General features: G+C 46.1%; 20 protein-coding genes. 4 read left to right on the top strand and 16 right to left on the bottom strand.

Going from position 1 to position 20,413, the window contains the following annotated elements; translation table 11 throughout:
* Nucleotides 1–27 precede the first annotated feature (27 nt).
* The 7 genes from mraY to mraZ form a co-directional block, all read right to left on the bottom strand.
* Entirely contained in the window at nucleotides 28–1,113 is a 1,086-nt protein-coding gene (gene mraY, locus J3U67_RS05890; RefSeq protein ID WP_100140389.1) for a phospho-N-acetylmuramoyl-pentapeptide-transferase, read from the bottom strand.
* Between the two features lie 137 nt (nucleotides 1,114–1,250).
* A complete protein-coding gene (locus J3U67_RS05885) occupies nucleotides 1,251–2,609 on the bottom strand; it encodes a UDP-N-acetylmuramoyl-tripeptide--D-alanyl-D-alanine ligase (protein WP_267404243.1) in 1,359 nt (452 codons plus the stop codon).
* 20 nt (nucleotides 2,610–2,629) lie between these two features.
* The gene (locus J3U67_RS05880; RefSeq protein WP_267404241.1) at nucleotides 2,630–4,111 is read right to left on the bottom strand and encodes a UDP-N-acetylmuramoyl-L-alanyl-D-glutamate--2,6-diaminopimelate ligase; all 1,482 of its coding nucleotides are present in this window, start codon (nucleotides 4,109–4,111) and stop codon (nucleotides 2,630–2,632) included.
* Between the two features lie 73 nt (nucleotides 4,112–4,184).
* Nucleotides 4,185–5,927: a peptidoglycan D,D-transpeptidase FtsI family protein gene (locus J3U67_RS05875; protein WP_267390631.1), complete on the bottom strand. Its 1,743-nt coding sequence runs from the start codon at nucleotides 5,925–5,927 to the stop codon at nucleotides 4,185–4,187.
* A 72-nt stretch (nucleotides 5,928–5,999) separates the two neighbouring features.
* Entirely contained in the window at nucleotides 6,000–6,272 is a 273-nt protein-coding gene (gene ftsL / locus J3U67_RS05870) for a cell division protein FtsL (RefSeq protein WP_100140393.1), read from the bottom strand.
* A 26-nt stretch (nucleotides 6,273–6,298) separates the two neighbouring features.
* Entirely contained in the window at nucleotides 6,299–7,240 is a 942-nt protein-coding gene (gene rsmH / locus J3U67_RS05865; protein ID WP_267404239.1) for a 16S rRNA (cytosine(1402)-N(4))-methyltransferase RsmH, read from the bottom strand.
* Nucleotides 7,237–7,692: a division/cell wall cluster transcriptional repressor MraZ gene (gene mraZ, locus J3U67_RS05860; RefSeq protein WP_037404983.1), complete on the bottom strand. Its 456-nt coding sequence runs from the start codon at nucleotides 7,690–7,692 to the stop codon at nucleotides 7,237–7,239. Before mraZ ends, rsmH begins: the two co-directional genes overlap by 4 nt.
* Before the next feature lie 286 nt (nucleotides 7,693–7,978).
* On the opposite strand from mraZ, the gene J3U67_RS05855 reads away from it, so the two are divergent.
* Both J3U67_RS05855 and J3U67_RS05850 read left to right on the top strand, forming a co-directional pair.
* Nucleotides 7,979–9,130, top strand: coding sequence for a class I SAM-dependent methyltransferase (locus J3U67_RS05855; RefSeq protein WP_267404237.1), 1,152 nt, complete (start codon nucleotides 7,979–7,981; stop codon nucleotides 9,128–9,130).
* A 236-nt stretch (nucleotides 9,131–9,366) separates the two neighbouring features.
* The gene (locus J3U67_RS05850; RefSeq protein WP_267404236.1) at nucleotides 9,367–10,407 is read left to right on the top strand and encodes an oxidoreductase; all 1,041 of its coding nucleotides are present in this window, start codon (nucleotides 9,367–9,369) and stop codon (nucleotides 10,405–10,407) included.
* Nucleotides 10,408–10,474: 67 nt separating this feature from the next.
* Here the strand turns inward: J3U67_RS05850 and ybaK are convergent, their stop codons facing one another.
* Entirely contained in the window at nucleotides 10,475–10,963 is a 489-nt protein-coding gene (ybaK, locus tag J3U67_RS05845; protein WP_267404235.1) for a Cys-tRNA(Pro) deacylase, read from the bottom strand.
* 73 nt (nucleotides 10,964–11,036) lie between these two features.
* Here ybaK and J3U67_RS05840 point away from each other — a divergent pair, with 73 nt between their 5' ends.
* The gene (locus J3U67_RS05840) at nucleotides 11,037–11,387 is read left to right on the top strand and encodes a RidA family protein (protein WP_267404234.1); all 351 of its coding nucleotides are present in this window, start codon (nucleotides 11,037–11,039) and stop codon (nucleotides 11,385–11,387) included.
* 62 nt (nucleotides 11,388–11,449) lie between these two features.
* Here J3U67_RS05840 and argJ read toward each other — a convergent pair whose 3' ends face one another.
* The 6 genes from argJ to J3U67_RS05810 form a co-directional block, all read right to left on the bottom strand.
* Complete coding sequence (gene argJ, locus J3U67_RS05835) at nucleotides 11,450–12,667, bottom strand: bifunctional glutamate N-acetyltransferase/amino-acid acetyltransferase ArgJ (RefSeq protein ID WP_267404233.1); 1,218 nt, start codon at nucleotides 12,665–12,667, stop codon at nucleotides 11,450–11,452.
* Between the two features lie 63 nt (nucleotides 12,668–12,730).
* Nucleotides 12,731–13,489 (bottom strand): CDP-diacylglycerol--serine O-phosphatidyltransferase, encoded by a 759-nt coding sequence (gene pssA / locus J3U67_RS05830; RefSeq protein ID WP_100140537.1) that lies wholly within the window; start codon nucleotides 13,487–13,489, stop codon nucleotides 12,731–12,733.
* Nucleotides 13,490–13,493: 4 nt separating this feature from the next.
* Nucleotides 13,494–14,717: a GTPase HflX gene (hflX, locus tag J3U67_RS05825; protein ID WP_267404232.1), complete on the bottom strand. Its 1,224-nt coding sequence runs from the start codon at nucleotides 14,715–14,717 to the stop codon at nucleotides 13,494–13,496.
* A gap of 73 nt (nucleotides 14,718–14,790) precedes the next feature.
* A complete protein-coding gene (locus tag J3U67_RS05820) occupies nucleotides 14,791–15,561 on the bottom strand; it encodes a phosphatidylserine decarboxylase (RefSeq protein ID WP_416384679.1) in 771 nt (256 codons plus the stop codon).
* 171 nt (nucleotides 15,562–15,732) lie between these two features.
* Nucleotides 15,733–17,262 (bottom strand): ubiquinone biosynthesis regulatory protein kinase UbiB, encoded by a 1,530-nt coding sequence (gene ubiB / locus J3U67_RS05815; protein WP_267390642.1) that lies wholly within the window; start codon nucleotides 17,260–17,262, stop codon nucleotides 15,733–15,735.
* 86 nt (nucleotides 17,263–17,348) lie between these two features.
* Nucleotides 17,349–17,858, bottom strand: coding sequence for a HugZ family protein (locus J3U67_RS05810; protein WP_267390643.1), 510 nt, complete (start codon nucleotides 17,856–17,858; stop codon nucleotides 17,349–17,351).
* Between the two features lie 319 nt (nucleotides 17,859–18,177).
* Between J3U67_RS05810 and J3U67_RS05805 the strand changes: the two genes are divergently transcribed.
* Complete coding sequence (locus J3U67_RS05805) at nucleotides 18,178–18,738, top strand: hypothetical protein (protein WP_267404230.1); 561 nt, start codon at nucleotides 18,178–18,180, stop codon at nucleotides 18,736–18,738.
* Nucleotides 18,739–18,816: 78 nt separating this feature from the next.
* Here the strand turns inward: J3U67_RS05805 and obgE are convergent, their stop codons facing one another.
* Together obgE and rpmA are read right to left on the bottom strand one after the other, a co-directional pair.
* Entirely contained in the window at nucleotides 18,817–19,950 is a 1,134-nt protein-coding gene (obgE, locus tag J3U67_RS05800; RefSeq protein ID WP_267390645.1) for a GTPase ObgE, read from the bottom strand.
* A 171-nt stretch (nucleotides 19,951–20,121) separates the two neighbouring features.
* Nucleotides 20,122–20,394 (bottom strand): 50S ribosomal protein L27, encoded by a 273-nt coding sequence (gene rpmA / locus J3U67_RS05795; RefSeq protein WP_025331257.1) that lies wholly within the window; start codon nucleotides 20,392–20,394, stop codon nucleotides 20,122–20,124.
* Nucleotides 20,395–20,413 lie beyond the last annotated feature (19 nt).

The following is a 20,413-nucleotide window of genomic DNA, read 5'->3' as shown; positions in this document are numbered from 1 at the left end:
AGGCCTGAAACTAATATTTTAAGGCCATTATCGTATTTTCAGAGAAGAAAGTCCCACCAGCACCAAAATCATGGTGATAATCCAGAAACGTACTACTACCTGCGTCTCTTTCCAGCCTTTCTGCTCAAAATGATGGTGAATCGGTGCCATCAGAAAAATACGTTTACGCCGTAATTTATATGAACCTACCTGTAGCATCACTGACAAAGCTTCTACAACAAATAAGCCGCCCATAATCACCAGCACAATTTCCTGACGCACTATCACCGCTATCGTACCCAAGGCGGCACCCAGAGCCAATGCACCGACATCTCCCATAAATACCTGTGCTGGATAAGCATTAAACCATAGGAAACCCAGACACGAACCACAAATGGCTGCACCAAATATCATGACTTCATTGGCGCCGGGCACATGAGGCAACTGCAAATAATGTGCAAATTCTGCATGTCCACTCACATAGGCAAAAATAGACAAGCCCGCAGCCACCAGCACTACTGGAAAAGCCGCCAACCCATCCAAACCATCCGTCAAATTAACCGCATTGGATGTGCCAACAATCACAAAGTAAGTCAGCACCACAAAGCCTATACCACCTAAAGGATAAGCAATTTCCTTGAAAAACGGCACAATAAACGTAGTTGTTGAACTTAAATGCGCAGCATAAAACAGCACCACTCCAGCAATTAGCGCTACGGTAGATTGCCATATCATCTTGAATTTGGCCGATACACCATGCGGGTCTTTGTAAACGACCTTTTTCCAGTCATCATAAAAGCCCAGCGCTCCGGTACTGAGCATTACTAGCAACAGCACCCAAATATAAGGATTAGCCAGATTGGCCCATAATAATGTTGTAACCGTAATTGCCAATAAAATCAGCGTTCCGCCCATTGTGGGAGTACCGCTTTTAATTAGATGGGTTTTGGGTCCATCATCTCGAACGGCCTGTCCGACCTTGAGTTGAGTTAATTTGCGGATCATCCATGGCCCAAATGCAAGACTTAGTCCCATAGACGTAAGCGCAGCCATTACAGCACGGAAAGTAGTGTATTGAAATAAATGAAAACCACTTATCCAATAATGAAAAAGTTCAGCTAACCACAAAAGCATGGTTGTTTTTCCTTGCCACAGCTCAGGCCATGACGGTTAATCAAATAATCACTGCTGACGGAAATAATTGTTCCGACAACCTAAACCGGTAACGAAAGCATCAAACAATCAAACCGGCAATCAATGGTTACCGCATTTTATTCTTGCGTTAAAGCCGCAACCACATCTTCCATGTGCATAAAACGTGAACCTTTCACCAGAATAGTCGCCGTTTGCTGATCCCAGGCGCGTAAATCCTCAATAAGCCGGTTTCTGTCCTGATAAAACGCTTCTTTAGCGCCATAAGCTTCGGCAGCATATTGGCTGTTATCACCGATAAAAAACGCAGCCTCAATACCTCGTTCACGCATGTAGGCACCAACTTCAGCATGCAAAGCAGGAGCATTATTGCCAAGCTCACCGATGGCACCCATAACAATGACCCGTGGTGCCGGAAAAGCCGCCAGTACATCAATCGCAGCCTTGAATGCATCAGGATTGGCATTATAAGTGTCATCAATAACCAGCGCACCATTCAAACTGTGCTTCTGCTGCAAGCGGCCTTTGGCGTTTTGAAATGCATTCAGTCCATGCAAAGCTGACAAAGGTAAACCAGCTGCCAGCGCCATCGCGCAGGCTGCTACCGCATTGTGTACCATATGCAATCCGGGCACGGGTATATTTATATGAGTCTCACCTTGCAGGCTGTGCAGGTCAAAAGCAATGCCTAATGGCTGCAAAACAATATTTTCAGCATGCACATCACCCAGCTTTGTACCAAAGCGGACACATTTTTTACCATGCAAAGCTTTGATATAAACCTCAGACTGTCCGTCATCAGTTGGGACAAAGCCAATTCCATCAGCATTTAAACCTTGGTAGATTTCACTTTTAGCACATGCAATATCGGCCACATCTGCAAAACCGCAGCCAATGTGAGCACGCAAAGCATTATTAACCAGAGCAAAATCTGGACGCGCCAAACCAGTTAAATAACTCAGTTCGCCAGCATGATTCATGCCCATCTCAATTACGGCGTAGCGATGCTGCGGTTTTAATTGCAGCAATGTTAATGGCAACCCTATGTGGTTATTAAAATTACCAGCAGTTGCCAAAATCGCATCTTTACCCGCGTGGCAACGCAGAATAGTAGCCAGCATTTCCTTTACAGTAGTTTTGCCAGCCGAACCAGTCACACCGAAAACCTGCAATTGCGGATTAACAACCATACGCCATGCATGAGCCAGCTGGCCTAAAGCCTGTTGTGTATCGGCAACCACTAAACAACGTGCATTAGTCTTCCAGTCAGAGCAGCTGACAATGCACAACGCTGCTCCTTTTGCCAGCACTTCATCAATAAAATCATGGCCATCAAAATGTTCTCCCTGAATAGCCACAAACACATCACCCTGCTGAATCAGGCGGCTATCGATAATCACCCTATTTACCGGCTGGTTATGGCTTGGTAATACCTGTCCAAAAGTCTGATAAATAAAATTTAGATCTAAATTCGACATGTTATTTCTATATATGCATTTCAGCAGCCACGTTGCTGTAAGGCTGCCTGCGCTACTTCAAAATCAGAAAAATGATGCTTGTGGCCACCGATATCCTGATAGGTTTCATGCCCCTTACCAGCAATCAGTACAATATCGCCTATGGCAGCATGCTTTACTGCATAATCAATTGCCTTGCAGCGGTCGATTTCCACCAAAGCCGGTTCAGCCACTGCCGGTAAAATATCATTGATAATCGCCTCTGGATTCTCAGTACGCGGATTATCACTGGTTACCACCACATAATCTGCTCCTGCTGCTGCAGCCGCGCCCATTAGTGGTCTTTTACCTGCGTCACGGTCGCCGCCACAGCCGAATACACACCATAAATGTGAACCTGCCGGTTTAATTTCTTGTAAGGTAGCCAACGCCTTTTCCAACGCATCTGGCGTATGTGCATAATCCACCACTACTAATGGCTGTTTATCGCCCATCAAGCAATCCATGCGTCCGGTAGCTGGCCGAATATGCGGCCAGACCGCCAGTACATCTGCAAAAGTAAAACCGTTGGCACACAATACTCCGACACATGCTGCCAGATTCTGTGCATTGAAACGCCCGAGTAAATGGGTATGCACAATACCTTCTCCCCATGGGGTGCATAATTGTACTTGCATACCATTAGCTGAGGCCTGAAAGTGAGAGATGTGAATATCTGCTTGTGCATGAAAACCATAAGACAGTACAGTTAGCTGCGAACAATCACGATGCAGTTGCTGCCATAACTGAAAGCCGAATTCATCATCAATATTAATAATGGCGTGTTTTAGGCCCTGCCAGTAGAAAAGTGAAGTTTTACAAGCACCGTAATTCTGCATGCTATGATGATAATCAAGATGATCACGGGTTAGATTAGTAAAGACAGCGCTGGTAAAAGGCACACCCACTACACGATCTTGATCCAAGCCATGACTGGATACTTCCATGGCCACTGCAGCGGCATTTTCTTGAACAAAGCGGCGCAACCAAGTCTGATTGGTTACCGCGTCCATGGTGGTATTGACAGTATCATGTAGCTGCTGCCAATACCCATTGCCTACCGTACCCATAATGGCGCATTTCTTACCCAGAATATCTGATGCCTGCGCCAGCCATTGTGATACCGAGGTTTTACCATTGGTACCGGTCACCCCCCAGATAGCTAGTTTGCTGCCCGCATTATCATAGCAGGCAGCTGCTACCAGACCGGCACGCTGGTGTAAATTTGCTACCGGCTCATTTTTTACTTTCCAGCTTTCCTGCCACTGAAAATGGCCATCATCGTCCCAGAAAACAAATTCTGCCCCATTATCGATAGCAGACTGAATAAAATCGCGACCATCGGAATACTCTCCCTGACAGGCCACAAACACATCGCCTGGCTGAACCTGTCGACTGTCCGCACGCAAGTTTCTACCTGCAACTATAGCGTGTGTTTCAGCCGCTAAATGATACTCAGGCAAAGGCTTTTTCAGGGAAAACATAATACTGCCGTTTCAAATATTTTTATCAGTTATAAACAGAAGACAATCTGTGATGACACAGATTGTCTGAAGATTAATGTTTTTCAGTATGCACACTTGTCTTAACTGGTCTTGTAGGTGAAACACCAAGCACATTCAATGTGCCGACCATCACATCATGGAATACCGGACCGGAAACCGGACCACCATAATAGCCATTGGCAGTAGGATTCTGGATATTCACTGCTACAATTACTCGCGGATTGTCTGCCGGTGCAAAACCAATGAATGTAGCCATGTGCTTGGAATCTGAGTAATGACCATCAACAAGCATACGTGCAGTACCAGTTTTAGCTGCAACATCATAGCCATCAATCGCACCTTGCAGGCCGGTACCACCTGGTTGGGTAACGGCAATCATCATATGCCGTACTTCCTGTGCCGTTTTCGGCTGGATGATGCGCTCACCCTGCGGTGCTTTGTCCAGTTTCAGAAAACTTACCGGCAATAGCACACCATCATTAGTAAATATGGTGTATGCACGTGCCAACTGGAGCAAACTCATCTGAATGCCGTATCCAAAAGACATGGTTGCCTGCTCAATAGGGCGCCAGCTATGCCAGTCGCGCACGACCCCTGGTGTTTCACCGGGAAAACCAGAATGCATGCGATGGCCAAAACCGATAGAAGTATACATGTTGTACATTTCTTCCGGCGTAAACATAGCAGAAATTTTACTTGTACCTACATTAGACGACTTCTGAATAATGCCGCGGACATCTAGGTAAGGGTAATTATGTGTATCCCGCACTGTGGCCGGACCAATTTTATACGGTAGAGTATTGAAACCGCTGCTAGGTCTGATTTTACCGCTGTCCAGCCCTTTAGCAATGGTAAACGGTTTCATCGCACTGCCCGGCTCAATCATATCGGTTACCGCACGGTTCCGGCGGGCATCACTCTCTGTGGCTCCAGGATTATTAGGGTCATATCCCGGTGAATTTACCAGTGCAAGAATTTCCCCTGTTTTACCATCCAGTACCACTACCGAACCCGCTGAAGCTTGATGGAATTGCATTGCTTTATTTAAAGACTCATAAGCAATAGACTGAATACGCTGATCAACGGACAGTACCATATTGGTACCATTTCTGGGCGGCTGGTTACGTGGTGAATCCAGACTGTCAACTATGTTGCCTTTGTTATCGCGTAATACCACTTTAGCACCGTCTACACCGTGCAGAACACTTTCGCGGGACAGCTCCAAGCCTTCCTGTCCTTTGCCGTCAATATTAGTGAAACCAATAATATGGGAAAAAATCGGCCCCATAGGATAATGACGCTTACTTTCATGTTGAAATGCCAGGCCTTTTATATTAAGCGCAGCAACTTTTTCGGCAACTTCTGGTGGCAGCTGACGTTTCAGATAGATAAAGTCTTTATTACGGCTGAGACGGCTTTTGATCGTTGCCAATGGCACATCTATCAAAGCTGACAATTGCTGTAGTTGCGCATCGGTCGGCATCTGCTCCATGGCTGAAGGCACTGCATACAAAGAATCAGCCGGCGCACTGATAGCCAGTGCTGCGCCATTACGGTCAGTAATTGTGCCGCGTGTGGCCACCAATGGCAGAGTACGCACAAATCTCTGGTCGCCTTGTTCTTTTAAAAATTCGTGTTTTTCAGTCTGTAAATACACACCGCGTCCGATTAGCATGGCGAAGGCCACAGCCAGAGCACCCAGCACCAATACTATTCTTCCGTTCGTGGTCACAGGTTTTACCTGCTGCACTTCGCGGGTCAGCATGCGTGGCTTATAATCGTTTTTAATTAACATAGTAGTTTGTTCCACTGCTGGATAGTGCTGCCGGTTAGCAGCGTTTCCATTAATCTGTGACCTTTTATTTCATCATTTAACAGGCCGCGGAGCAGCCAGCATCCGTGTCTCGGCCAATGATGGTGAATGCAGATTCTGGCGTGCTGAAGCGTCCTGAATCAGCTGATGATTGGATAGCCGCGCCTGTGCCAATTTCAGTCGGCTGAAATCTTCATTTAAAAGACTCTCCCCTTTTTGAGCCTTATCCAACGCTATAAAAAACTGGCGCGAACGATCTTGTACTGTTACAACAGCAAAAGCTGAAGCCAGTACTAATACCAGCAAAATAATGTTGATTTTATTCATAGCCAATCAACCATAAATCTTTTCCATCAACTACGTTCTGCTACACGCAATACTGCCGAACGGGCGCGTGGATTAGCTGCAATTTCAGCAGCAGCAGGCTTCTGCGCTTTACCAATCAGACGTAGCGGAGGCTGTTCACGCTCCGCTTCCTTAAGCACAGCCCAGCGTGGCAGAGGCGCTGGCCGACTATTTTGTTGCATAAAATGTTTTACAATTCTATCTTCAAGTGAATGGAATGAAATCACTGCCAGCCGGCCGCCAGTATTCAGGCTTTCCATTGCCTGTGGCAGCACCCCGCTTATTTCTTCCAGTTCACGGTTAATAAAGATGCGAATGGCCTGGAAGGTACGTGTGGCCGGATCCTGTGCGCGCTCACGAGTACGGACGACTTGTGCGACGAGACGCGCCAGCTGGCCGGTTGTGGTAATTGGCTTCTCTTCTCTCTGTGCCACAATTGCCCGTGCAATCTGGCGACTAAACCGTTCTTCACCATAATTTTTAATTACCTCGTGTATTGCCTGCTCCCCAGCCACCTCCAGCCATTCTGCAGCCGATTGCCCGCGTGTGGTATCCATGCGCATATCCAAAGGTGCATCGAAGCGAAAACTAAAACCTCTCTCTGCTTCATCAATTTGCGGGGATGAAATTCCCAAATCAAACAGCGCTCCGTTAATCTTGTCGATACCCAACTGCTTCAGTGAGCTGTTTAACGCTGAAAAGCCTTCATGTACTACCTGTACCCGATTATCCTGTTGTGCCAGCTGCCTCGCCACAGCTATTGCCTGTGGATCCTTGTCAAACACCACCAGCCTGCCATCATTTCCCAGCTGTGACAGTATTTGACGCGAATGGCCGCCACGGCCAAAAGTTCCGTCAACATAGACACCGTTAGGTTTCACATGTAAAGCAGCAACTGCTTCATTCAGCAGCACTGTTATGTGGCCGCCATTACTCATTGATTTATTCATAATTGCAGCTGGGTCTTGCCCAGCTCTGCTGCCAGCATGTCTTCATCCATATCCAATGCGGCATTATTTTGTTCTTCCCACAGTGCCCTACCCCATACTTCGATGCGATTAGCACGACCTACTACATATACTTCACGCTCAAAATTCACCAACCGACGCAGATGCGCCGGCAACAATACTCTGCCTGCACTATCCAGCTCCATAGTATCTGCATTATGCAAGAGCAAATTCTGATAAGCCTGCAATACCCTGTTACCCGCCACCGGTAACTGCAAAAGCTGCGCCTCTACACTTCGCCATGATGATTCAGGATAAAGTAATAAATGTGTGCGCTTTTCAAGCGTAGCCACCAGTACTGGAGTGAAATGACGCGCCAGCAAGTCGCGAAACTTAGCTGGTATTGCCAGTCGCCCTTTGCTGTCTATACTTAATTCATACGCGCCGCCAAACATTATTAGCTCCAGTTGAGTGATTCGGGATTATCCCCCACTTTGCCACACCTTTACACACTTATTCACACTATAAGTCAATTTTGCTTGCATGGTCAATGCAATCAAGTCAAATTTTAGCCACTCAGAAAAACGACTATTTATTGAAAAAATCATCTAATTCAATACATTAATTAACTATTCTTCTAAACCCTAACTATTGTGCCGTTTAAGCATATTGATGCAAGACAGCACAGGCTGAAGGGAGCGTTTATAATGCTCTTCTGTTTACATATTCACCATATAACCTATGGATAATTTACCTATCCCGGATAAAGTTGCTGCAGCTAGCTCTGCAACACTCACTTCTCTAATTCAGCAAAAAATAAACCAGCAGGGTGGTTGGCTGTCTTTTGCTGATTACATGCAGATGGCACTGTACACACCGGCTTATGGTTATTACACCGGCGGTGCACAGAAATTTGGACAAGATGGCGATTTTATTACTGCTCCCATACTGACTCCGCTTTTTGGTCATACACTAGCACAGCAATTAAATGCACTATTGCCACAAACAGCTGGCAATATTTACGAATTTGGAGCTGGTACTGGCCAGCTAGCTACTTCTGTATTGACTGCATTAGATAGTGGACAACTTAAGCATTACTACATCATTGAACTATCCGCCGAGCTGGCCGAGCGTCAGCGCACATATATTCGGACCCATATCCCTGATTTGGCCGATAAAGTTGTTCATTTAAGCTGTTTACCGGCACAGTTTGACGGCATTTTGCTCGGTAATGAGGTATTAGATGCCATGCCGGTACCGATATATCAGTGTGTGGGAAATCAAATAGAAGAAATGGGCGTGAGCTGGCAGGATAACCGTTTGTGCTGGTCTCCTCAGCCCGCCAAAAATCAGCAGATAAAGCAACAGGTAATGGAAACTTTTCCTGTCACTAGCGAAATGTATCAGTCTGAACTGCATCCGCAACAACATGCTTTTGTGACCACACTGGCGCAGAAACTGCACCGTGGCGCCATGATTTGGATAGATTATGGTTTCGATGCAGCGCAGTATTACCATCCGCAGCGACGGCAGGGCACTTTAATCGGCCATTATCGCCATCACACCATCCATGATCCTTTTTATTACCCCGGCCTAACCGATCTAACCGCGCATGTTAATTTCACCCGCATAGCCGATGCCGGGGTAGAAAATAAGCTCGATTTAATTGGCTATACCACTCAGGCAACTTTTCTGCTGAATCTAGGTATTACCGAACTTTTAGCTCAAACAGGCCTGCCGGATGAAACAGCGTATATAAAGGCAGCAGCGGCCTGTCATACCCTTCTTGATACACGGGAAATGGGCGAATTATTTAAAGTGATTGCTTTTGGAAAAAATATTGATGTTGACTGGCTCGGTTTTAAATATGGCGATTTGTGCCATAAATTATAGCAATAAATAATTTAAGCATTCTTAGCCAGCACGAATTGGAAAGATACTGTATTAGGAAAAAATTTTCGAATTATATCAATAATTTAAATTATAACTCCGATAAAAAAGCTACATTAATTAATAAGCTGTGATTTTTATAACTATTTATAAACTGGATTTTAACCTTATCTAAATATGGCTACAGACAAACAGTTCCAGAAAATCACGCTCATGTAGGAACTTAAAAAAAGGAAAACATGATGTCAGTATTGTTATCCCCTATTACCATTGGACAATTGTCACTGAAAAACCGCGTTGTTATGGCACCAATGTGCATGTATGAAGTTAAAAAAGAAGATGGCATTGTCACGCCGTTTCATTTTGCTCATTATGGGGCACGAGCCATTGCTAATGTAGGCCTGATTATGATTGAGGCCACTGCTGTACAGCCTGAAGGACGTATCACCAAACATGATTTAGGTTTGTGGGATGATAAGCAGACTGAAAAATTCACTCATTTGGTGGATTCGTTGCATTATCTGGGCAGTAAAGTTGGTGTACAGCTGGCTCATGCCGGACGCAAAGCCGAAGACGCACTCCAGCCACTTGCACCCAGTCCCATTGCCTTTAATTCTAGCTCCAAAATTCCAAAGGCAATTACTCAGGACGAAATCAAACAAATCCGTACTGATTTTATTGCAGCAGCTAGGCGAGCACAGCAAGCAGGCGTAGATGTAATTGAAATTCATGCCGCACATGGCTATCTAATCAGTGAATTTCTATCGCCATTGAGTAATCATCGAAGCGATGACTATGGTGGTTCTTTAGCCAATCGATATCGTTTATTGCATGAAATTGTTACCGATATCCGTGCGCATTTTTCTGGTTCACTATGGGTACGTCTGTCTTTATCAGACTACGACCAAAGTGGTCAGCAAAACACAATTGCCGACTGGCAGCAAATAGGCCAGTGGTTAGAACGTGACGGCATTGATGTAATTGATGTATCTACCGGTGGCGTAATGGATTACGCTCCTGATTTACCTTTACACGGCGGCTATCAAACACCGTTTGCTACCGCTATGAAGCAAGTAGTTGGAATCCCAGTGGCAACAGTGGGCTTACTGGATAGTCCGGATTTAGCAGAATATATATTGCAAACCAAACAGGCCGACCTGATTATGGAGGGACGGGTATTGCTCCGCAATACAAACTGGTTAGCTGATGCTGCTCAGAAACTTCACGACCACAACTTCAAACCTTTTAATGATTCTTATCAGCGTGGGCAACTGAAATAAATGTTCTCTTGTTGTGGAACGCACAGGCCAGACCATTGTTCGGTTTGGCCCGTATACTAATTAATATTTATTCTGTTTCTGTAGCCACGTGCACCGATTGTGGTTGCAGACAAGCCAAATACTGTGGCTGTATTTTTACAAGAAATCCGCGTTTGCCGCCATTTATATAAATCAGTGGCAAAGCATAGATACTCTCTTCAACATATATCGGTAAACCCGCCTTATTACCAAACGGACTGGTACCACCTACCAGATATCCAGTCCATTTACTGGCCTGCTGGGGACTGGCCGGTTCGATATGTTTCATGCCGAGCTCTCGTGCCAGCTGACGTGTAGAAATATGCCGGTCACCATGCATCAGTACAATCAGTCCCTGTTTCTGCTCATTTTGCAGAACAATGGTTTTAATTACTGCATGCTCGTCCACATTAAGCGCCAAAGCAGATTGTGCTGTCCCTCCATGCTCAACGTAAGCATACTCCATTGGTTCATATGGTATCTGATGGTCGCGCAGAAAACGAATTGCAGGCGTGACTGGAAATTTACTTTTACTCATCCGTACACCGCATCCTTTCAGACCAAAATAACTGTGCTAACATCATTTATTTACCTTCATCAGGAACCTGTATATGAGTATCAAATTTTACCAGAGCGGTGACCGCCTTGCTGAAGCCACCATTGCCAATGGTCTGATATTTCTGGCCGGACAAGTACCCACGAATGAAGAAGCAGACATCACCGCCCAGACTGCCAACGTACTGGCACAGATTGACAGTATCCTTGCCGCCTGTGGCAGCGACAAACAACATATATGTGAAGCCGTGATTTACTTGAATGATTTACAGGATTATGCAGGTATGAATCAAGCGTGGGATAAATGGGTGGTCCCTGGCCACACACCGGCACGAGCCTGTGTGCAGGCCGCACTGGCCAATCCGCAATGGAAAGTAGAAATCAAAATTACTGCCGTACAAAAATAAATAAACAGCCATCAAGCTGATGTTATATCGGCTTGATGGCTAGAATATTACATACATTATATTTAACTGCGGTAATCCGCATTAATGGCCACATACTCTTTAGATAAATCACAAGTATAAATCTTCGCTTGAGCTTCACCACGAGCCAAATCAATTGTTACTGTTATTTCGTCCTGTGCCATAACTTGTTGTCCGGCTTCTTCAGTGTAGCTTGAGGCGCGCCCACCTTTTTCGGCTACCAATACATCACCTAAATACACTTTAATAGCGCTAACATCAAGGTCAGTAATACCGGCATAACCAATGGCACACAAGATACGACCAAGATTAGGATCACTGGCGTAAAAGGCTGTTTTTACCAGCGGTGAACGGGCTACTGCATAACCCACCTGACGGGCTTCAGCCTCCGTCAACGCATTACGCACATCAATAGTAATAAATTTGGATGCACCCTCACCATCACGTACGATAGCCTGCGCCAGCTCCAGTGCTACATCAGCCAGTACCGTTTTAATTGCAGCATAATCCTTGCTGGCTTCAGAGTCGATCCGACCAAGTTCAGTTTTTCCGGTAGCTACCACCACAAAACTATCATTGGTAGAAGTATCTCCATCTACCGTTATGGCATTAAAAGAAGTATTTGCTACTTCAGCCACCATCTGCTGCAACAATGGCTGAGCGATATCAGCATCGGTAAACACAAATCCCAGCATTGTAGCCATGTTCGGATGAATCATGCCCGAACCTTTGGCAATACCAGTGAAATGTACTTTATGTCCATCTATAGAGACTGTACGGCTGGCCATTTTGGGAACGGTATCGGTGGTCATAATCGCCGCTGCTGCCTGCGGCCAGTGTACAACTTTCACTTTAGGTAGTGCCGCCACGATCCTGTCTACCGGTAATGGTTCTAAAATCACGCCAGTTGAAAACGGCAGCACTTGTGCTGCTGCACAGCCAATTTGTTGAGCCACTTTTTCACAGATAAATTCAGCATCGGCCAAACCCTGCCGGCCAGTGCCTGCATTGGCATTACCCGTATTAATCACCAGCGCACGCACACCTGTATCCGTAGCCAGATGCTGCTTAGCAATTTGTACCGGTGCGGCACAGAAACGGTTTTGAGTGAAAACAGCGCCGATGCTGTTGACGCCATTCAGTACTATCAGGGTTAAATCATCATGATCGGGCTTTTTAACACCCGCTTGTCCCACAAAGACCTGTACACCATCAATGGCTAGAACCTGCCTATCATTTGGCACGGCCAGATTAACAGCCATAGCTATCCTCCTTTATTTCGAATAAACCAGCTTATTGTTGTTCCCTTAGTAAATTATTTTTTATCACGATTCAGGCTGAATCTTGCGTTTCGTCAGTAAGCGCCAGATAAACATCACATAACCAGACAAACTATAAAGCAAGAAAAAGGCAAACAGCACTACTGATGGTTCCCACGTCACTACCAGCAATGCAATCACCGCCAGAATCATTACAAAAAAGGGTACCTTACGATAGGCATTAATTTCTTTAAACGACCAAAAAGGAATCTGCACCACCATGGATAAACCGCCAAACAAAGTAATAATCAGACATAACCAGTCCAAATGAGGCAGTCCTTGAAAAGTATGACTTACCCAAATCAGGCCAATTACTAGTGCAGCAGCCGTCGGACTAGGGATTCCGATAAACCACTTCTTGCTGACTTTACCTATTAATGTATTAAATAAAGCCAAACGCAAAGCAGCGCAGGCACAATAGATAAATGCTACCGAATAGCCAATTTTACCAAAATGGAATAATTGCCATTTATAAGCAATAAGTGCTGGAGCCACACCAAAACTCACCATATCGGCCAGACTGTCTAGTTGTTCGCCAAATGCACTCTGGCTATTGGTGAGACGCGCTACCCGTCCATCCATACCGTCCAGCAGCATGGAAATAAAAACAGCAATCGCCGCAATTTCATAATGCCCATGCATAGACTGAGTAATCGCGTAAAAAGCGGCAAACAGTGCAGCTAAAGTAAACGCATTAGGCAATAGATAAATGCTATTATCACGCAGGCGGCGTCGGTACGGCCGATTTGGACGGTTAGATTTCATTACTTCAGCTTGTTGTGTCATATTTAGTTATATCCTCGACAGGCTTCATTAACCCGTCCTGTTCATGATGTGGTGTATGCTTCAGACTGGCCAGTTCTATCATAGCCATACGCAAATCAACTAATCCGCTACCATCCTGTACCGAAATATATACAGCCTGAGGGCGCCCGCGAATGTCGCGTACTATTCCCTTCGGCCGCTGCTCTGCAGCCAGTCTGTCAATTTTATTATAAATAATCAATTGTGGTATGTTTGCTGCATCAATTTCCGTCAATACAGTATTTACATCATCTATTTGGCGTTCGAACTCAGGATGCGTCACATCCACCACATGCAGCAGCACATCAGCCAGAGCTGTTTCCTCAAGCGTTGCCGCAAATGCAGCCACCAGACCATGCGGCAAATCGCGAACAAAACCAACAGTATCCGATAAAAGCACACTGATCTGCTCATTCAGATACAAGCGACGCACCGTATTATCCAGCGTCGCAAATAACTGATCCTCAGCCACCACTTGCGCTTTAGTTAAACGGTTAAATAAGCTGGACTTGCCCACATTTGTATAACCGACCAACGCAAAAAGCGGTAATTTTCCTTGATTCCGACTTTTACGCTGCGTAGCCCGTTGCTGTCGAACTCGCTGCAACTCATGACGCAAGCGCGTGATTTTCTGCCTTATCAGGCGTCGGTCTGTTTCCAGACGAGTTTCCCCCGGCCCGCGCAGCCCTATACCACCACGCTGACTCTGCAAATGTCCGTAACCACGCACCAGCCTGCTGGATAAATGCACCAGCTGCGCCAGCTCAACCTGCAGGCGCCCTTCTTGACTTTGTGCCCGTCGAGCAAAAATAGCCAGAATCAGACCAACGCGATCTAACACCCGACATTGCAGCAATCTTTCCAGATTACGCTCCTGTGTCGGTGTCAGAGCATGATTAAAGACAACCAGATTAGCTTCCGTCTCAAATACCTGCTGAGCCAGTTCTTCTGCCTTGCCTTTACCTACAAACAATGCAGCATTTGCCTGCTGGCGTTTGCATGGCACCAAACCCACCACTTCTGCTCCGGTAGCTCGTACTAACTCCTGCGCCTCATCTAGCGCTGCTTCAAAGAGACTGGTTCGGCGCTCAGCCGTAACCGGAAAATCTTTGTCCAGCAACACACCCACCAGCAGCACTCGTTCAGGTTCTAGTCGAGCAGATAAACTGGCTTTAGATAATTCTTTCATAGACTAGCGTTTGTACAACAACAGGCTGCCTGAACTCATAAAGAACAGACAGCCTGTATAACCATTAATAACATCATTCCTGAGACAAAACATGCTGTGCTGCCGCAGCAGCCTTAGTGGTCGCATCTTTCACCATATCAGCCTGCTCTCCCGTATTTTGTTCAGCACCCTGTCTTTCTGCTACATCCGAACCTTCCTCAGGTGCCGCTAACGGCAACTTAGCCAATACTGTACTGCTGGCACGAACCTTATCCCCGATGGCCACCAGCGGTGTAGCATCTTCGGGCAGATACACATCCACACGCGAACCAAAGCGGATAAAACCATAACGGTCGCCACGGTGCAATAAATCATGGGCATGCACATAACACAGAATACGCCGTGCTACCAGCCCAGCCACCTGCACAAAAGTTACCGGCCGGCCTGTCTTTGTGACCGCCAGTACCGCATTACGCTCATTCTGCACACTGGCTTTATCCACTGCCGCATTCAGAAAACTACCTTTGAAATAATCAACCCGTTCTACCTTGCCATCAATCGGACTGCGATTGGAGTGGACATTAAATACATTCATAAACACACTGATTTTCAGCGCATTCACTTCTCGATACGGATCAGAGGTTTTTTCTACCACAACAATACGTCCATCCGCCGGACTCAGCACATCTTCAGGATCTGCAGGAATATCACGTGCCGGATCTCGAAAAAACTGCACCACAAATACTGTGATTACCCATAATGGCAGCGACCACCAGCCGCACCAGACAACTGTTAATATGCTCAGCACGAGACTGCCGATAATAAACGGCCAGCCTTCCTTTGCAATCAAAGGATAAGGATACATATGCGACACAAGGCTACTCCTTTACAGATAATCTACTGCGGACAGGTCGCAGCGAAAAACAAACAGAATACTTTGCTGAAATCCACACCATCAAGTCCTATAACTATAAGCAGATTTCACAATCTCAACAATATAAAAACTGCACCAACAATTAATTGAGGCGCACACAAATCACTTAAACACAAACACAGCCAGCAGAACCAACGCAATCACTGCAAGCCAGAAGTTCTGCTGCCGCTGCGTGCGCAGCAGATGAACATAAGCATCACGCCATTCCAACTGGCGCTTTTCATCCACCAACGCATTCAGCTTGCGCGGTAGCGCCGGCAGCATCTGTGCCCAATCCGGGGCTTCCTGTCGCAGCGTTTTCCACAAAGCCTTTATACCAATCTGATTATGCATCCAACGTGTCAGAAAAGGTTTAGCAGTTGCCCATAAATCTAACTCTGGATCAAGCTGCCGTCCCAAGCCCTCAATATTCAGTAAAGTCTTTTGTAGTAACACCAGTTGCGGCTGAATCTCCACATTAAAGCGGCGGCTGGTCTCAAATAGGCGCATCAGCACCATCCCAAAAGAAATCTCAGCCAGCGGCTTATTAAAAATCGGTTCACATACCGCACGTACCGCTGCTTCCAGCTCTTCCACTCTGGTGTCAGGCGGTACCCAACCGGATTCCACATGCGCTGTTGCCACACGATGATAATCCCGATTAAAAAAAGCAAGAAAATTAATCGCCAGATAGCGTTTATCGTAATCAGTCAGCGTACCGACAATACCAAAGTCCAAAGCGATGTAACGACCATCATCCGCCACCATAATATTACCCGGATGCATATCTGCATGAAAAAAGCCGTTATCAAAAACTTGAGTAAAGAAAATTTCCACACCATAACGGGCAAGCTGATGTAAATCAATATTTTTTTCACGCAACCTGTCTAAACACGCTACCGGAATACCATCCATCCACTCAATAGTTAGGACACGGCGGGCACAATAATCATAATAAACTGCAGGGATAATCAGCATCGAACTGTCAGTAAACTGGCGCCCGAGCAGACTGGCATTAGCAGCCTCGCGCATCAGATCCAACTCATCATGCAGATAATTTTGAAATTCTGCCACCACCTCCCGAGGTTTCAATCGCTTGCCATCAGCAAACAACCACTCTACCCAGCGTGCGCCCACTGCCATTAGGGCTAAATCCTGATCAATTACTGGCGCTATGTTCGGACGTAATACTTTAACTGCCACTTTCTGGCCTACCCCGCCATCAGCAGCAAACAAATTAGCCTCATGCACCTGCGCAATAGAAGCACTGGCAACTGGCTGCGGATTGAAGCGTGCATAAATTGCATCCAGTGGCTTACCCAGTTCTGCTTCAATCACTTTAATGGCCACATCACTGTCAAAAGGCGGCACTCGATCCTGCAATAATGACAGCTCACGCGCGTAATCAGCAGGTAGCAAATCCGGACGAGTTGATAAAACCTGCCCAAACTTTACAAATATTGGCCCCAGACTCTCCAGCGCCAAACGCAATCTTACCGCAGGCAACTCTTGCCGGTACTGGCGTCCGCGCGGAAACCAGCGTGCCAGTTTTTGCAACCATAACGGTCGAATATGTGGCTGCACCAAATCCAGCAAACCAAATACGTATACCGTATGAATAATTACCCATATTCGTTTAGGCCAACACCACATGCACGCAGCTCCGGTATATCCGCAGAAAACAGCTATTGTACGGGATTTTATCTTTCTTTACCGGCCAATAGCCACGTACAAAAGTATCACACTGTTTTCGCATTCTTTTCCGTTAACTGCACGGCACCAGCCACATCACCTGGCGTAAACACAAAAGCACGTCCAAAACCAGTTACCAGCCGTGCCTTTTCCAGCCGCAACCGGAACAGCATAAAATCTGGCAGCCCACTAAGCACATCAACAGTATTGCCCAGCTTGGTCTTCATTGCCTCCAAAGCGGCAATACCCTCAGTTGTATCTTTTTCAACAGTCGTCACAGCGGCAGCATAATTCATACGTGCACGTGCAAAAATATTGCGCGCAGAAGCTTCATCTTCTATTAGCAGAACATTTGCCTGCTGTTGCTGTTGCAAATTCTGTGTATGCAAAGCCAGACCGGACAACAGAACATACAGATAGCCATCATGCTCGGCAAAAGGTGCATAACTTGCATGCGGTTCACCATCCTGCCCTACTGTAGCCAGTACCAGAGAATCCAGTTGCTGTAACCGCGTGACTGCTGCCTGAAGTTCAGCTACATCGTATTGTTCACTCATGTATTATTACCCTAAAAAATTATCCAAATTTAATGATAATAATTTTCATCTGAAAACTCAAATACCATTTATACTCAATACTACAAAAGCAGCAAGCTACCATTACCCCAAAAAGTACCGTACCATAAAAAATAAATTCAATTCGAGCATAAAAAACACAAAATCTTACAGTCAATACTGTCCGCTCCAGACTATAAGTTTTCACCAAACCACAAATAAAATTGAGCTTCAGCACAGTCAGAAATTAGGTAAAATCACCACCCAGATCACAGTCAAGCTTACGGCCAGCTCCAAATAAACCACAGTGGTACAGCACATCATGAATAATCAGCCTCATTCCGCAACCCATTCTTCCACAACCCAGAAACGTCCGCGCCAGTTGAAACAGCGCATACTTAAATTAATATTATTCTGTGGTTTCTGTATTCTGTATATCTTTATCCTAGCCACAATAGATAGCCGCACTGCCAGCAACCACAAACCGTGGCATTCTGATTTAACCATTGCTGCATTTAATCCAAATGGTTCATTTCTAGCCTTACCCTATTCCTATATTCAGCAGCACCCATTGGCCGGCACATCTTTTTTGGCCAAAAACACAGAAGGCAGCAAACAGAAAAATGACAACGATACCTTCAAATACACAATCATCGAGCAATCAGCCCAACATCAGCAGATACGCACTAGCCTGCGTACCAACCGCAGCATGACCATTGCAATCTATCAAGCAACAGCACATACCGTTACACCCATCAAATCCATCAGCTACAATATAGAACAGATATCCATGGCAGCCGTAATGGCTCTTATCAGCGTTTTAATTCTTCAATTTGCATACCGCTTGCTAGGCCGCCGTACTGCTAAAAAGCAGACAAGATAAACATACATTTTCTTCATACAAAACAAATTCCATAAAAAAGCCACCTGCAACAGGTGGCTTTTTGCAATTATGGCGAAGTCATTCCGGCTGGATTAAATTATTAGATGGCATAATCTCAGTTACAGCCTCATCTGAATCCTGTAACTCTGCTTGTAATTTATGCCGCGTATCCAGATACCGCTGAATAGTCTGCACTAACTCCTGAGTGCCCTGATGTGCCAAAGCACTGATTTCAAATACCCGCGGCACAGACAGGTCAAATTCATACTCATCATCCGGCTGCGGATAATCCCAGCCAATATCAGCAAGAAATTGCGCCACCCGTGCTGACCGTTCATCTTCAGCCAGCATATCGATTTTATTCAACACCAGCCAGCGCGGCTTATCATGCAATGCTTCATCAAAACGGCGCAGCTCTTCTACAATCGCCAGCGCTTCGGCTGCTGGATTCACTCCATCATCAAATGGAGCCAGATCCACCACGTGCAGCAACAAACCAGTACGCGAGAGATGTTTCAAAAAACGGTGGCCCAGACCAGCCCCCTCAGCCGCACCTTCAATCAAACCTGGAATATCAGCCATCACAAAACTATGATTATCATCACTACGCACCACGCCCAGATTCGGATGTAATGTAGTAAATGGATAATCGGCTACCTTCGGACGCGCTGCTGAAACCGCACTGATTAAAGTGGATTTACCCGCATTGGGCATACCCAGCAAGCCCACATCAGCCAGCACTTTCAATTCCAGCAGCAAACTGCGTGCCTCACCCTCTTCCCCCGGCGTCGCCTGCTTTGGCGCACGGTTAACTGAAGATTTGAAATGAATATTTCCTAAGCCACCTTTACCCCCTTTAGCTAGGCATACCCTTTGGCCATGATGAGTTAAATCAGCCACCACCTGCTCCGTATCCGCATCACGAATCAGCGTTCCCACCGGCATTTTTAGCTCAATATCATCGGCACCACGCCCATAACGGTCAGAACCATGGCCTTTTTCACCATTTTTAGCCTGATAGCGTTTAACAAAACGATATTCAACCAGCGTATTGATATTCTCATCTGCCACAGCCCAGACGCTACCGCCTTTACCGCCATCACCACCATCCGGTCCACCCTTAGGCACAAATTTTTCGCGCCGGAAGCTGGCTGCACCATTGCCGCCACGGCCGGCAACTACCTCAATTTTTGCTTCATCAATAAACTTCATAACGTTCTCAGTCTGCAATATTTATGCTCAGGCCAAAACCACATGTCTCAGGGCTAGCGTCGTCACACGATTATAACCAAACTCCAGCAGAATAGCGCTAGCTGTAAATCCCCTGCTGCGTCCCAACAAAAAAGCCCTGCCAGACAGGCAGGGCTTGATAGCTGTAAAAACTTACTCGTCTGCGCCAGTATAGGGACGCACACTTACGGTTTTACGGTTCAACGCGCCTTTCACAGCAAATTCCACATAACCATCCACTTTCGCGAATAGAGTGTGATCTTTGCCCATACCTACGTTTTCACCGGCGTGAAAACGAGTACCACGCTGACGAACAATAATAGAACCAGCCGGAATCAGCTCATTACCAAAGGCTTTAACGCCCAAGCGTTTGGCTTCTGAATCACGACCGTTGCGGGAGCTACCGCCTGCTTTTTTGTGTGCCATTCTGTTATTCCTTCACTCA

The organism is Snodgrassella sp. B3837 (assembly GCF_026535955.1).
Taxonomy (GTDB): Bacteria; Pseudomonadota; Gammaproteobacteria; order Burkholderiales; family Neisseriaceae; genus Snodgrassella; species Snodgrassella alvi_E.
The sequence above is the reverse complement of the archived record's forward strand: the minus strand, read 5'-3'. Positions and strand labels throughout refer to the sequence as shown.

Bases quoted from the DNA above. Each gene is read 5' to 3' on its own strand.
- mraY (WP_100140389.1), bottom strand. From the start codon at position 1,113: ATGCTTTTGTGGTTAGCTGAACTTTTTCATTATTGGATAAGTGGTTTT.
- J3U67_RS05885 (WP_267404243.1), bottom strand. From the start codon at position 2,609: ATGTCGAATTTAGATCTAAATTTTATTTATCAGACTTTTGGACAGGTA.
- J3U67_RS05880 (WP_267404241.1), bottom strand. From the start codon at position 4,111: ATGTTTTCCCTGAAAAAGCCTTTGCCTGAGTATCATTTAGCGGCTGAA.
- J3U67_RS05875 (WP_267390631.1), bottom strand. From the start codon at position 5,927: ATGTTAATTAAAAACGATTATAAGCCACGCATGCTGACCCGCGAAGTG.
- ftsL (WP_100140393.1), bottom strand. From the start codon at position 6,272: ATGAATAAAATCAACATTATTTTGCTGGTATTAGTACTGGCTTCAGCT.
- rsmH (WP_267404239.1), bottom strand. From the start codon at position 7,240: ATGAATAAATCAATGAGTAATGGCGGCCACATAACAGTGCTGCTGAAT.
- mraZ (WP_037404983.1), bottom strand. From the start codon at position 7,692: ATGTTTGGCGGCGCGTATGAATTAAGTATAGACAGCAAAGGGCGACTG.
- J3U67_RS05855 (WP_267404237.1), top strand. From the start codon at position 7,979: ATGGATAATTTACCTATCCCGGATAAAGTTGCTGCAGCTAGCTCTGCA.
- J3U67_RS05850 (WP_267404236.1), top strand. From the start codon at position 9,367: ATGATGTCAGTATTGTTATCCCCTATTACCATTGGACAATTGTCACTG.
- ybaK (WP_267404235.1), bottom strand. From the start codon at position 10,963: ATGAGTAAAAGTAAATTTCCAGTCACGCCTGCAATTCGTTTTCTGCGC.
- J3U67_RS05840 (WP_267404234.1), top strand. From the start codon at position 11,037: ATGAGTATCAAATTTTACCAGAGCGGTGACCGCCTTGCTGAAGCCACC.
- argJ (WP_267404233.1), bottom strand. From the start codon at position 12,667: ATGGCTGTTAATCTGGCCGTGCCAAATGATAGGCAGGTTCTAGCCATT.
- pssA (WP_100140537.1), bottom strand. From the start codon at position 13,489: ATGAAATCTAACCGTCCAAATCGGCCGTACCGACGCCGCCTGCGTGAT.
- hflX (WP_267404232.1), bottom strand. From the start codon at position 14,717: ATGAAAGAATTATCTAAAGCCAGTTTATCTGCTCGACTAGAACCTGAA.
- J3U67_RS05820 (WP_416384679.1), bottom strand. From the start codon at position 15,561: ATGTATCCTTATCCTTTGATTGCAAAGGAAGGCTGGCCGTTTATTATC.
- ubiB (WP_267390642.1), bottom strand. From the start codon at position 17,262: ATGTGGTGTTGGCCTAAACGAATATGGGTAATTATTCATACGGTATAC.
- J3U67_RS05810 (WP_267390643.1), bottom strand. From the start codon at position 17,858: ATGAGTGAACAATACGATGTAGCTGAACTTCAGGCAGCAGTCACGCGG.
- J3U67_RS05805 (WP_267404230.1), top strand. From the start codon at position 18,178: ATGAATAATCAGCCTCATTCCGCAACCCATTCTTCCACAACCCAGAAA.
- obgE (WP_267390645.1), bottom strand. From the start codon at position 19,950: ATGAAGTTTATTGATGAAGCAAAAATTGAGGTAGTTGCCGGCCGTGGC.
- rpmA (WP_025331257.1), bottom strand. From the start codon at position 20,394: ATGGCACACAAAAAAGCAGGCGGTAGCTCCCGCAACGGTCGTGATTCA.